The organism is Acinetobacter seifertii, assembly GCF_016064815.1.
Taxonomy (GTDB): domain Bacteria; phylum Pseudomonadota; class Gammaproteobacteria; order Pseudomonadales; family Moraxellaceae; genus Acinetobacter; species Acinetobacter seifertii.
The window spans coordinates 2,870,339-2,884,313 of the sequence record NZ_CP065820.1; the positions used below are offsets into that span (position 1 = coordinate 2,870,339).

10 protein-coding genes are annotated in these 13,975 nt (G+C 40.9%); 6 read left to right on the plus strand and 4 right to left on the minus strand.

Features of this window, described 5'->3' with window-relative positions:
• Nucleotides 1-15: 15 nt before the first annotated feature.
• Both I8T81_RS13300 and I8T81_RS13305 read left to right on the plus strand, forming a co-directional pair.
• Nucleotides 16-1,539, plus strand: coding sequence for a flavin-containing monooxygenase (locus I8T81_RS13300; RefSeq protein WP_068934834.1), 1,524 nt, complete (start codon nt 16-18; stop codon nt 1,537-1,539).
• Between the two features lie 111 nt (nt 1,540-1,650).
• Nucleotides 1,651-2,526 (plus strand): class I SAM-dependent methyltransferase, encoded by an 876-nt coding sequence (locus I8T81_RS13305; protein WP_198071411.1) that lies wholly within the window; start codon nt 1,651-1,653, stop codon nt 2,524-2,526.
• Nucleotides 2,527-2,534: 8 nt separating this feature from the next.
• Here I8T81_RS13305 and I8T81_RS13310 read toward each other — a convergent pair whose 3' ends face one another.
• Nucleotides 2,535-3,548, minus strand: a complete 1,014-nt coding sequence (locus I8T81_RS13310) for an AraC family transcriptional regulator (RefSeq protein ID WP_198071412.1) — start codon at nt 3,546-3,548, stop codon at nt 2,535-2,537.
• 134 nt (nt 3,549-3,682) lie between these two features.
• Between I8T81_RS13310 and I8T81_RS13315 the strand changes: the two genes are divergently transcribed.
• The 4 genes from I8T81_RS13315 to I8T81_RS13330 all read left to right on the plus strand — a co-directional run bounded on the left by I8T81_RS13315 (nt 3,683) and on the right by I8T81_RS13330 (nt 8,731).
• Entirely contained in the window at nt 3,683-5,170 is a 1,488-nt protein-coding gene (locus I8T81_RS13315) for a flavin-containing monooxygenase (protein WP_198071413.1), read from the plus strand.
• Nucleotides 5,171-5,214: 44 nt separating this feature from the next.
• Nucleotides 5,215-6,069: an SDR family NAD(P)-dependent oxidoreductase gene (locus I8T81_RS13320; RefSeq protein ID WP_198071414.1), complete on the plus strand. Its 855-nt coding sequence runs from the start codon at nt 5,215-5,217 to the stop codon at nt 6,067-6,069.
• 70 nt (nt 6,070-6,139) lie between these two features.
• Nucleotides 6,140-7,033 carry an alpha/beta hydrolase gene (locus I8T81_RS13325; RefSeq protein ID WP_198071415.1) on the plus strand — a complete coding sequence of 298 codons (894 nt, stop codon included), beginning with the start codon at nt 6,140-6,142 and terminating at the stop codon, nt 7,031-7,033.
• A gap of 27 nt (nt 7,034-7,060) precedes the next feature.
• On the plus strand, nt 7,061-8,731 hold the full coding sequence (locus tag I8T81_RS13330; RefSeq protein WP_198071416.1) for a GMC family oxidoreductase: 1,671 nt from the start codon (nt 7,061-7,063) through the stop codon (nt 8,729-8,731).
• Between the two features lie 65 nt (nt 8,732-8,796).
• Here I8T81_RS13330 and I8T81_RS13335 read toward each other — a convergent pair whose 3' ends face one another.
• The 3 genes from I8T81_RS13335 to I8T81_RS13345 form a co-directional block, all read right to left on the minus strand.
• The gene (locus tag I8T81_RS13335) at nt 8,797-10,995 is read right to left on the minus strand and encodes an OsmC domain/YcaO domain-containing protein (RefSeq protein ID WP_107973620.1); all 2,199 of its coding nucleotides are present in this window, start codon (nt 10,993-10,995) and stop codon (nt 8,797-8,799) included.
• A 251-nt stretch (nt 10,996-11,246) separates the two neighbouring features.
• Complete coding sequence (locus I8T81_RS13340; RefSeq protein WP_198071417.1) at nt 11,247-12,527, minus strand: OprD family outer membrane porin; 1,281 nt, start codon at nt 12,525-12,527, stop codon at nt 11,247-11,249.
• 31 nt (nt 12,528-12,558) lie between these two features.
• Nucleotides 12,559-13,905, minus strand: a complete 1,347-nt coding sequence (locus I8T81_RS13345) for an MFS transporter (protein WP_198071418.1) — start codon at nt 13,903-13,905, stop codon at nt 12,559-12,561.
• Nucleotides 13,906-13,975 lie beyond the last annotated feature (70 nt).

Consider the following 13,975-nt stretch of genomic DNA (forward strand, 5'->3'; position numbering starts at 1 on the left):
ATAGGTAGTACACATATGACTGCTCAAATGAAAACAAATGCATCAGCAAAAAAAGCTGTCAATTCACCTCAGCATATTTTCGATACTTTTATTGTGGGCGCTGGCATTTCAGGTATTGCAACAGCGATTCGTCTCGACCAAGTTGGCTATACCAACTACAAAATTATTGAAAAAGCAGGACGTGTAGGTGGTACTTGGCGTGAAAATACCTACCCAGGTTGTGGCTGTGATGTACCTTCAGCTCTGTATTCTTACTCGTTTGCCCCAAGTGCAAAATGGAGCCATTTATTTGCACGCCAACCAGAAATCTTAAGTTACTTGGAAGACGTAAGTAACGAATTTAATGTTACATCTAAAATCGAGTTTAACAACGAGTTGCTTAACGCAGCTTGGGATGACTCACGTCATGTATGGGTACTTGATACCACTACTGGCCAATATTTATCTAAAACCGTTATTTTTGCCACAGGTCCAATTACCGAAGCTCAAATTCCACGTCTTGAAGGCTTAGAAACATTTACAGGTGAAATGTTCCATTCAGCGAAATGGAATCATGATTATGACTTAACTGGTAAACGTATTGCCGTGATTGGTACTGGTGCATCTGCCATCCAATTTGTGCCACAAATTCAACCCAAAGCAAAAGAGCTATTTGTGTTCCAACGTACAGCTCCTTGGGTGCTGCCAAAACCAGATACTGACTTGGGCGAGTTGAGTAAATCCGTCATTGCAAAATATCCATCTATTCAAGCGAGCTGGCGTAAAAGTGTAGCGCTAACGCTAAATGCAATTAACTTTGGTTTACGTAATCCACTTGCTCTAAAACCAGTCAATGTACTCGGCAAGCAATTACTTAAACTTCAAATTGCAGACCCTGAATTACGCAAAAACGTAACGCCTAATTTTGATATTGGCTGTAAACGTATTTTATTTGCCAATAACTACTACCCTGCACTACAAGCACCAAACACGACTCTAATTCCTCATGGTTTAGTAAAAGTTGAAGGCAATACTGTTATTGCTGCAAATGGTGAACGCCACGAAGTTGATGTGATTATTTGGGGTACAGGCTTTGAAGTATCTCACCCACCAATCGGTAAACGTGTGTTTAATGAAAAAGGACAACGTTTAAATGATTTATGGAAAAACACTTCACCAGAAGCTTACTTAGGAACCAACATTGAAAATGTGCCGAATGCATTTTTAATTTTAGGTCCTAACGTACTGGTTTATGACTCGTTTATTGGTTTGGCAGAAGCACAACTCGACTATATCGTAGATGGCTTATTGAAAATTAAAAATAAAGGAATTAGCAAGTTAAACGTTAAGTCCGATGTAATTAAAAAGCACAACGACTTGGTGCAAAAGCACTTACAAACAACGGTATTTAATAGCGGCGGATGTAAGAGTTATTATCTTGATGCTAACGGTCGCAACTTTGCTGCATGGCCATGGTCATTGAAAAAGCTAAAACAACGTTTGAAAAAGCTAGATTTAAAAGATTATGAAGTCACATATCAAACGTCAAAAACACATTAACTTGTAATTTTGACCAAATCCGTTATTAGGAATGAGCAGTGTATTTTTGTTTTTTATAAAATACACTGCTTTCTTCATTGAATCTTCAAGAAATAAAAGAACAGGTTAAAGATGAAAGAAGGTCAATCAAGCCGTACTGCCGAAGCTGCTGCAGCCTTACGCGCAAATCACTTTAAAAATACGACGAACCCTGTATTTTCAGATCCTTATGCTTTTGAACTAACGAGTAAAGGCTGGAAAAAACTGCTCTCTAACCCACTGATTGTTAAAGTGATGAATTCTTCGGTTTTAAATCGTACTTTAGGTTTACTTACTGGGCAAGTGGTCGGTCGCTCTCGTTATGCCGAAGATTTACTGGATCAGGCTGTTCAACACAACATTCACCAATATGTTTTGGTTGGGGCGGGTCTAGACTCTTTTGTACTACGTGAGTCACAGCATTATCCAACGTTAAAAATTTTTGAAGTCGATCATCCAGATACTCAAGCGACTAAACAGGCCAAGCTAAAAAAGCTAGGCAAACTCCCTTCCACGATTGAATTTGTTGCCATTAACTTTGAAAAAGAATCTATTTCAGAAGCTCTGACTAGAAGTATCTATAATTCATCTGCTCCTGCTTTTTTTTCATGGTTAGGCACAACTCATTATTTAAACCCCGAAACCACCCTGCAAACTTTAAAAAGTATTGCCGAATTTGCTACAAACGGTAGTGAACTAGTACTCGATTATTCAACTGATTTTCAGGAATTAAAGGGTATTGAGCGACTTGGAAGTATAGGCGTTGCACAGTTTACCCATTTACTGAAAGAACCTTTATTAGGCCAATTTAAACCCTCAGATTTACATCAGGCCGTTGAAAAAATGGGTTTTGAAGTCGTAGAAGACCTATCTGGTGAAGCTATTACTGAACGTTATTTTTATAATCGCGCAGACAATATACGCCATACATCGGCAACACGCTTACTGCATCTACGTTTGAAGAAATAAAGATATTTTTATTGGTTGTTTAACCGCATGGCATGAGGTGTTTTCCCATGCCATCTTTTATAAGCATGAATAAAACTGGCAGGTTCTGCATAGCCTAGCCACTCGGCAATCTGTTCAACCGAAGTTTTGGGTAATGCCAAATACTGCTCTGCTAGAACTTGCCTAACCTCTTCACGAATTTGAATAAAAGTCATTTCCTCTAACGCCAAGTGACGGCGTAGAGTACGCACGTTTAAATGCAATCGGTCAGCGACTATTTCCATAGAAGGCATTTCCCCTCGCACATTCATAAGTTGCTGTTGCACCAAGGTTGTAAATTTATTTTGTGATTGGCGTTTCTCCAATATTTGGCGGCACTGTTCTTCGGCTGTATATAGCACCAAATCATTTGCCATAAGTAGCTTTTGATCTACTTTTTGTGGATCAAGAATTACAAAGCTTTTAGCTGAGCCAAATGCTGGTATTACGCGAAATAAGTCTTGATAAGGCTGAACATCACCTTTGGGTTGAAAAGAAAAAGCCAAATACTGGCAAAAGTTATCCTGCACCAAATCTCGCTGTACCGTAATCAGCGCAGCGGCATCTCGTTCAATAATGAATTGACGAACTGATAAGGGAATATCTTGCTCATCAATTTCAATGCGAACGCCCTGTGGTGTATCGGATACATCAAAGCGGGTAAACGCAAAAGTTAAAGTAAAATAGGTTAAAGCCAAATCTAGTGCTTCACGAATGCTAGCACTACTCATCAGAGCCATACCTAATGGCCCAAATGTGGTGAAATGATAGCGTGTACCTACTTCTAAGCCTAGTGTCGGTCTGTCTCCTAGTTGCTCAACCAAGTTTTGAATGAGCTGTAATTCCTGATGGCCTGTCACCACCATATTTGGGTCGAGTAATTGTTGTTGACTAAGCCCAGTCCCTTTTAAAATCGTCTGATAAGAAATGCCTGATTCCACCGCAAAATCAGCCATTAACCGAACACTATGTACACTGCGTTCAAAAGCCCATGCATACTTCACTGTATTGCTCAGAATGTCCTCGAATCACAATATTTTGTCCTCATCCATCCTCTAAATCAAGCAAATAAACGTCTATTCTGCATACAGGAAATTGCGATTTTTCGCTCACTGTTTTTAAGGATTTAGAGCAGCCCATGTTTAATTCGTCGACTAATTCAAATAAAAATGTACGCATGGCCATTATTGGCACTGGCTTTGGTGGTCTAGGACTTGCCATTCGTCTCAAGCAAGCAGGTTTTGAACAATTTACCCTATTTGAAAAAGCTGCTGATGTCGGCGGTGTCTGGCGTGACAACACGTATCCGGGTGCTGCATGCGATGTGCCTTCTCATCTGTATTCTTTTTCTTTTGAACAAGAGCTGGGTTGGAAAAATCGCTACGGAACCTCTCAAGAGATTTATCAATATTTACGCCACTGCACCGATAAATATGACATTCGCCCACATATTCAATTTAATACTGAAATAGCCAGTGCAGAATTTGATGCTCTGCAAGGTGTATGGCACATCCAAAGTACGACAGGTGAACAGTTTGAGGCTGAATTCTTAGTGGGCGCTGTAGGCCAACTTAACCGCCCTGCTTATCCAAAACTTAAAGGGATTGAAACCTTTAAAGGTAATGCATTTCACTCAGCGCGTTGGGATCATGATTATGACTTAACTGGCAAACGTGTTGCTGTGATTGGTACAGGTGCAAGCGCAATTCAGTTCGTACCTGAAATTGCAAAACAAGTAGCACATCTAGACGTTTATCAACGTTCGGCACCGTATGTTATTCCTAAACCAGATCGGGTTTACCAACCTTTAGAGAAAAAAGCTTTCCGTAAACTGCCGATTTTGCAAAGTCTAGACCGTGCTTTGCAATATGGTCATCATGAAATTCGCCTACTTGCTTTTACAACTTCACTTAATGAAATGCCTTTGGTGGAATATTTATTCCAGCGCCACATCCGTAAAGTCGTTAAAGATGGGAAGTTGCGCCACCGCTTAATGCCGGATTATCCAATTGGTTGTAAGCGTATTTTAATCTCTAACCATTGGTATGAAACACTGACCCAGCCTCATGTAGACGTGATTAATACTGGCATTCAAGAAATTACTGAAAACGGTATTTTAGATACTGAAGGAAATCTGCGTGAAGTCGACACCATTATTTATGGTACAGGCTTTGCCGCAACAGAGTTTATGGCGCCAATGCAGATTACAGGTCTTGATGGTCGTACCTTAAAAGACACATGGAAAGATGGTGCAGAAGCTTATCTCGGTTTAACTGTGAGCGGCTTTCCAAACTTCTTTATGCTCTATGGTCCAAACACCAATCTTGGGCACAACTCAATTGTCTATATGATTGAAAGTCAGGTGAATTATATTTTAGATGCCATTCAAACAACCCTACAAAACAAACTTCTGTTCACCAATGTTCGTGCAGAAGTTCAACATGAGTTTAATCAAAGCATTCAAGAAAAAATAAAAAAAACTGTCTGGGCGCAAGGTTGTACCAGTTGGTACCAAACTGCTGATGGCAAAAATACCAATAACTGGCCAGGTTTTACTCTTGAATATCGACAACGTACTCGTCGCTTCGATGTTGAAAACTACACGCAGGTTTCGGCTATTTCTTAAACAAGCTTCACCATAGGAAATGAGAAAAATAAACGGAGAATTTTATGAAGTCTTTTAAAAATAAAGTTGCAGCTGTGACAGGTGCTGGCTCTGGTATTGGACAAGCAATTGCTATAGCACTCGCAAAACAAGGTTGCCATCTGGCACTTTCCGATATTAGTGAAGCTGGATTAGCGAAAGCAGTCGAGCTGTTAAAGCCTTATTCAGTCAAAGTAACCACTCAGAAAGTCGATGTCGCTAAGCGTGATGAGGTTGCAACTTGGGCAAAGGCAGTTGTAGATGAACATGGCCAAGTTAACCTGATTTTTAATAATGCTGGTGTTGCAATAGGCAGCACAGCTGAAGGTGTGAGCTATGAAGATCTTGAATGGCTCATTGGGATTAATTTTTGGGGCGTGGTTTATGGCACCAAAGAATTTTTGCCTTACTTAAAGCAAAGTGGTGACGGACATATTATTAATATTTCTAGTATGTTTGGCTTAACAGCTCAACCAACTCAAAGTGCTTATAATGCCAGTAAATTTGCCGTTCGTGGCTTCACTGAATCCCTACGCCAAGAACTCGATCTACAAAATGCTGGAGTGAGTGCGACCTGTGTGCATCCGGGTGGTATTCGTACCAATATTGCCAAAGCTGCCCGTATGAACAATAGCGTCCAGTCTTTAGGAATGGACCCGCTAAAAAGCCAAGATGCTTTCGATAAATTACTTCGCACCCCTGCTGAAGATGCAGCTCAACAAATTTTAGAAGCTGTTCGTAAAGACCGTCGCCGTTTACTGATCGGAGCCGATGCGAAAGCCGTTGATGTGATTCAACGTATTCTTCCACAGGGTTACCAAAAGATTTTTGCAACTGTGACTGCCTTGCAAACTCACCTACTCAACAAATCAGCAAAATAAAAATAGTGGTCAGCATACTCTTCATTTTAAGAGATGCTGACTGACATTAGGCTTAGTATGAGTCCTTATTATGAAGCAGCTTCTTGCATGGACTATTCGTACCACGCTACGTCCAGCTTTATCCCCTAAAATCCCACTAAAGCTACAACGTTTTTGTAGCGATGCAGCCAGTGCAATTGTGCTTGGGCCACGTGGCTATAAAACAAAAAAGCAAACAATTGCTCAAGTACCGACAGTCCATATTCAGCCCAAAACGACTCAATCAGGACTCGGCATCTTGTATTTACATGGCGGAGGCTATGTCGTGGGTAGCTCAAAAAGTCACACTAAGCTTGCTGCTCAAATTGGACATGCAGCTCAAGCACAAGTCTGGTTACCTGAATATCGACTAGCCCCTGAACACCCAAGCCCGGCTGCTCTTGAAGATGTAATTGCGGTTTATAAAGTCTTACTTGCTCAAGGACAAGACCCGAAAAAACTTGTGATTGCTGGGGATTCTGCTGGCGGCGGACTGAGTTTAAGTACTGCAATTACAATACGGGATGCAGGGTTACCGTTACCAGCGGTGTTAGTTTTACTTTCACCTTGGGTTGACTTAAGCCTCTCTGGAAGCACGATGAAAACTCATGCTGCTCAAGATGCGATGTTGTCAGAAGATTGGTTAACTTGGTGTGCAAAAAACTATTGCGAACAAAAATCGGTAACCGATCCAACCTGTTCCCCACTCTATGCCGACTTAACTGGATTACCACCTGTTTTAATTCATGTCGGTACCGAAGAAGTCTTATTAGATGATGCAAAACGCCTTGCTAAACAAACTGAAAAATACGGTATTCCGACGAACTTGAAGGTTTATGACCGAGTCGGGCATGTTTTTCAGTTCCACGCGGGTATACTAAATGAATCTAATGACTCGATTGAGCGCATTGGGCAATTCATTGATAAACATACACAGTCAATATAAAAATATCGCCAGAGAGGAGTCCTCGGCATGACAACAAACAATTATGACTATGATTACCTCATTATTGGTTCAGGCTTTGGTGGTAGTGTTTCCGCTTGCCGTCTAACCGAAAAGGGCTACTCTGTTGCTGTAATGGAAATGGGGCGACGCTGGGAAGCTAAAGATTTTGCTAAAAATAACTGGAATACCCGCCGCTGGATTTGGCGCCCGGGCATGAAACTTTTCGGTTATTTCAACATGCGTTTTTTTCGCCATGTCACCATTATTTGCGGGAACGCCGTAGGTGGTGGCTCAATTACCTATGCCAATACCCTACTGGTTCCACCTGAACATATTTGGGATGAAGGCACTTGGGCAGATGCCGCGGACTGGAAAAATGAAATGCCGCAGCACTATGCTGAAGCAGAACGTATGCTTGGTGTGACTGATAATAAAATTTTCGGCCCTGCCGATCATATGCTAAAAAAGATGGGTGAAGCAGTTGGTGTTGGGCATACGTTTAAGCCGACGCGCGTTGCAACTTTCTTTCCACCCGAAGGTGAACAAGGTGGTAAAACCTATCCTGACCCGTACTTTAACGGCGAAGGTCCAGACCGCGGAACCTGTACCGCATGTGGCGGCTGTATGACGGGTTGTAAACACAACGCAAAAAATACCTTAGATAAAAACTATTTGTACTTTGCCGAAAAAAATGGTGCCAAGGTTTACGAAGAAACCAAAGTCGTTAATGTGAAACCACTCAATGGTAAAGCCGATGGCAGCGATGGCTATGAAGTTACGACTGAATGTTCAAGCTCATGGTTTAACAAACAGCGTCGTACTTGGCGAGTTCGTAATGTGATTTTCTCGGCATCTTCTTTAGGGACACAAGAGATGTTATTCCGTTTAAAACAGTCTGGTTCTCTGCCAAATATTTCTGATGACTTGGGCAACCGAGTACGTACCAATGCCGAGTCTATTTTAGGCGTTCGCTTTTTTGGTAAAGATGTCGACATGAGTAAAGGTGTTGCCATTGGTTCAAGTATTTACCTTGACCATGACACCCACATTGAAGCGACACGTTACCAAACTGGCTCAGATGCCATGGGCCTCATGTGTACTTACATGGCTAAAGGCAAACCGGGTTGGACACGTATATTCTTTTGGCTATGGGCACTTATTTGCCATCCATTTATTTTCCTTCGCATGAGTAACCCTGTCAGTTTTGCACGCCAGACTTTAATTTTCTTGGTGATGCAAACCGCTGATGCCTCAATTAACATGCGCTTGAAACGTAATTGGTTCTGGCCTTTTGGCAAGGTGTTATCGAGCGAAGGTAAAAAACTCCCTGTGTATATTCCGCAGGCCAATGCATTTACCGAAAAAGTTGCCAAAATGTTCAATGGTCATCCTATGACAACCATTACCGAAATTTTATTTAACGTGCCTTTTACAGCCCACTGTATGGGTGGTTGCGCAATCGCCTCAAGCCCAGAGCGCGGCGTGGTAGATGGACAAAACCGTGTCTTTAACTATAAAAATTTATACGTTGTAGATGGTTCAATGTTAGGTGCCAATTTAGGCGTTAATCCAAGTCTTACCATTACAGCTCTTGCAGAACGCGCAATGTCTTATATTCCGGCTAAACATACTTTGGGTGAGCAACAAGATCATAGAGTAGAGGCAGAAACCATAGAGATCACCAAAGCTTCTGCTTAAACTAGCAAGTTGTTTTATAAAAAAAGCCTATTTAAAAATAGGCTTTTTTTATTTCGCTTTTTAAATTACATCGCCACGGCTTTAGCACGAGCTGCATGCAATTTTTTATAGCTCTCGATCAGACGTAAATGGCGATCAAGCCCTTCTAGTTTCATGCTTGTTGGTGTTAAACCATAGAAACGAACGCTACCATCGACAGAACCTAATACTGCATCCATTCGTGTGTCACCAAACATACGACGGAAATTCGTAAGGTAGTCTTCAAGCTCTAGTTCTTCATCTAACATCACTTCAAGCACCACGTTCATGCACTGATAGAACAAGCCACGCTCAACGGTGTTGGTGTTGTATTGCAAGTAAGTTTCTACAAGCTCTTTTGCTTCTTCAAACTGTTGTAAAGCCACATAAATTAGCAATTTCAGTTCTAAAATGGTGAGCTGTCCCCAAACTGTATTGTCATCAAACTCAATACCAATCAGCGTGGTGATTTCTGTGTAATCGTCTAACTCGCATTCTTCTAAACGCTCAACCAATGCCTCAAGCTGTTCATCATCCAAACGATGTAGATTTAGAATATCTTCACGGAATGAAAGTGCTTTATTGGTATTATCCCAAATCAAATCTTCAACAAGATAAATTTCTGAATAATCTGGTACTAAAATACGGCAAGCAGTCGCACCTAAATGCTCGTACACTGCCATATATACTTCTTTGCCCATCTCTTCGAGAATGCCGAACAATGTTGCAGCTTCTTCTGCGTTCGACTCTTCGCCTTCGCCAGAAAAATCCCATTCAACAAAGTCATAGTCAGATTTAGAGCTAAAGAAGCGCCAAGATACCAAACCGCTTGAGTCAATAAAGTGCTCAACAAAGTTGTTCGGCTCAGTGACCGCATTACTTTGGAAAGTTGGTTGAGGCAAATCATTTAAGCCTTCAAAACTACGGCCTTGAAGTAATTCAGTCAGACTACGTTCTAACGCAACTTCAAAACTTGGATGCGCACCGAAAGATGCAAACACCCCACCCGTGCGCGGATTCATTAAAGTCACACACATTACTGGGAACTGACCACCTAGCGATGCATCTTTAACTAATACTGGGAAGCCTTGCTCTTCTAGACCTTTAATACCAGCAACAATACTTGGGTATTTTGCTAATACGTCTTCAGGAACATCTGGAAGTGCGATTTCACCTTCTAAAATTTCACGTTTTACAGCACGTTCAAAAATTTCAGACAAACATTGAACTTGAGCTTCTGCCAAAGTATTACCCGCACTCATACCATTACTTAAGTACAAGTTTTCAATTAAATTTGATGGGAAATATACAACTTCATCGTCAGACTGGCGTACAAAAGGTAACGAGCAAATGCCGCGCTCTACGTTACCTGAGTTGGTATCATATAAATGTGTGCCAAGTAACTCATCATCTGGGTTGTAAATCTCAAGACAGTATTCATCTAAGATTTCTTTAGGTAATTCACCATTTGGACCCGGTTTAAACCATTTTTCATCTGGATAATGCACAAATTCGGCATTGGCAATTTCTTCACCCCAGAACTGGTCGTTATAGAAGAAGTTACAGTTTAAACGTTCAATAAACTCGCCTAAAGCAGACGCTAAAGCGCTTTCTTTAGTTGCACCTTTACCGTTGGTAAAACACATCGGAGACTGTGCATCACGAATGTGTAACGACCATACATTTGGGACAATATTACGCCAAGATGCGATTTCAATCTTCATGCCCAAATTTGCCAAAATAGCTGACATATTGGCAATGGTTTCTTCTAATGGCAGGTCTTTACCTTGAATATAGGTATGACTTTCTGAAGTTAAGCTTGGCAATAACAGTGCTTGCGCATCTGCGTCGATGCTTTCCACTTCTTCGATAATAAATTCGGGACCCGTTTGAATCACTTTTTTAACAGTACAACGGTCAATCGAACGTAAAATCCCTTGGCGATCTTTCTCTGAAATATCGGCTGGTAATTCAATTTGAATTTTAAAGGTTTGCTTATAGCGGTTTTCAGGATCAACAATATTATTTTGCGATAAACGAATATTATCGGTTGGGATATCTCGAGCAGCACAATACACTTTTACAAAGTATGCTGCGCACAATGCTGACGATGCTAAAAAGTAGTCAAATGGGCCCGGTGCCGAACCGTCACCCTTGTAGCGAATTGGTTGATCGGCAATTACCGTAAAGTCATCGAACTTAGCTTCCTGTCGAAGATTGTCGAGATAATTAACCTTGATTTCCATGCTGGCACCTAAATATTTTTATGTGTCAGCACAGACACATAAAATTCTAAATATTGAAAAATAAGCCGAATCACAGCGAAGAAATTGACTTAAAAAAATGAGAGATTAAAGCCATGTGTTTAATGAACGACTCAAGTGGCTTTAATAAGATTGGCGGTATTATAGAGGGATTTTGTGCAGTTGATAACTAAAGTTAAAACATTGCTGCTCACAATGTTTTAACTTGTCTTTAATTTAATAAATATTGAGCATTAAAATTTAAAGGTGTAATCGACATTCAAACGTGTTTCATTTGCCGAATGAAAGGTCATATTGGTAGGCATATCGTTACGGTAGTGAGAAAAACGAGCCCGCATTCCCAAACCTTTTAACTTACCTTCAGGAATTTTATAGCCCAAATCAAATTCCATCGACTCTTCTTTAAAACGTTGGTCGCCATATTGCAACAAATCAATGTCTTGACCTTTTGCATAGCGAGTCATAAAGCGTAGTCCATTTAATGAAACATCACCTAATCGGGCATTTTTAAAGTCATATTCATAACGAATCGAATAGACTTTTTCATCTTTATTTGAATAGTCCGAACTCATAAAGTCAAGCACGACTGGACTTTCAGTTCCCGACAAAAACGGTAAACCAGTCGAGCCAAATGACTGCATGTAGCCCAAAGAAACGGTATGATTTTGATAGTTCAAACCAAATAGGCCGCTAATATGTCGGTTATCGACTTCTCCTATTTTTTTACTTCCAGTTTCCTCACTATTAAAAAAACGTACATCACTTAAAAAACTAAGCTGGTCATTTAAAGGCTGTTTACCGTTAAATCCTAAAAATTGTTGCTGGTAAATGTCTTTGAGTTCGGCATGATAAGCACGTAAACAGTAATCCTTTAACTGATAGCTTCCACCTAATGTATAAAAAGAATCAGTAGTTGCCGCTTTGTCAAAACGATGGTTGATATTGTCTGTTCCAACATCGGTATAACGGATTGAGTCACGTTGACGCACTTCGTCGACATAAAAGCCTTCGAGTTGAAGATTTGGAATTTCATTTGAAACAAATCGAATACCGCGATAAGTCTGAGGGAACAAACGCGCTGGCGATGAAAATATGGTTGGTAATTGTGGAACTAAATCCCCTACAAAAAGCTCATTTTTTCTAAATTTAGCCTTCCCTGTAATGCCGATTTTTCCATAATAATCGTCACGTGAGTTATCTGTATTCACTGGTAATAAGCCACTACGCGCATAGTCATCAACACGGCTTCCCATCAGGTTAAAACCTGCCATTGCCAGTACATCAACACCGAACCCAACCGTACCTTCAGTATAACCAGACTGTCCTTTAAAAATTAGACCCTGCGCCCAGTCTTTGGCTGCTGTATAGGGATATGGGTCTTTTTTATAGTCTCGGTCAAAGTAAAAATTACGTAGTGTCAGCTCAGCTTTACTGTCTGCAATAAACTCGGCATGCACAACTTGACTAAATAATGGGCACAAGCATACCCCCACCCATAATGGTGTCTTTTTCATTTTTTATCTCAACTATTTAATTTTTAATGGATTAAGGTGCTGTTTTAAGCGAGTAGTTTTGCTCTTTTTGACTACGGTAAAAAGCATTACCTAAACTTAAAATCAGGAAAATAGCCAAAATAAACACCACACCGTAATAGGCATACAGTGTTGCGGGTGCTATACCTTTATCCAGAAAAATGCCTGCAACCGTTGGCGATAAAATTGCCCCAATTCGTCCAAAACCAATTGCATAGCCCACGCCACGACTACGGATTTCAGCATCATAAATTGTTGGAGAAATCGAATATAAACCTGCCACACAGCCATTAATGAGTGTGCCAAGTAATAACCCCACCATAAGTGCAATGCTCACTTGAGATGAAACGGCAACAAATAGGAAAACACATGCAGACGTTAGCCCTAAAAACAGACTTAAGGCATAGAAGATTTTCATACGTGATGCCAATAAACCAATAATGGCTGCCCCGAAAATCCCGCCAATACTAATTAAAATACCTGTACTTACACCTTGGTGTGGCGACATCCCCATTGAAATAAGAATTTTTGGTGTCCAGCTCATGACAAAGTAAAAGCCAAACATCACTAAAAAGAATGTAAACCATAAACAAAGTGTTTGAAATCCAAGTTGTCCTGCAAATAGTTTGCCCAGTTCACTACCATTTTGCGTGCTGCTTTTTTCATAATGCGGCATAACGGGTAATTCGTTTAGCCCCATACGATTTACAGTTGCATTAATTCGTTCTAATGCCTGTTTTGGTCGTTTTGCGAGTAAATAATCTAAAGATTCTGGTAATAACCATGCGCTAATTAGCAGCATTGCAATGGTTGTAACCCCACCTGCTAAAAAGATTGAGCGCCAACCTAAGTGCTCAATCAATGCCAGTGATAGTACACCGCCCAGTGTCGCACCAATTCCGTAACCGGTAGACATTAAGCTCACAGCAAGACTTCGCCAACGTGCATTGGCATATTCACTCGCCAATACATTACTACTCGCAAGGATGCCACCCACCCCAATTCCAGTAATAAACCGAAGTGCAGCTAACATGCCGTGGCTTTGTACAAAAGCACAGCCCAGCATGCTAAGACCTGCAATGACAAGACAAACTAAGATGAGTAAACGGCGACCGATTTTATCGGCTAAAGGTGCAAGAAAAATGGAACCGGCAGCCATCCCAAAAAGACCTGAACTAAGCAACAAGCCAATTTGTGCGCCTGAAAGTGACCATTCTGCTGACACGGATGGAGCGGTAAATGCCATTACCATCACGTCAAAGCCATCAATAATATTGAGACAAATACAGATCAAAATGACGAACCATTGGTAACGGCTCATGTTGTTTTGATTGATCTCACTTAGAACATCTCTTTCCATTTGTGTATCTCCCTTGGATAAGACATACACACGACATTGCTGATATAAGCGATTGGGTGGTTATGCATAT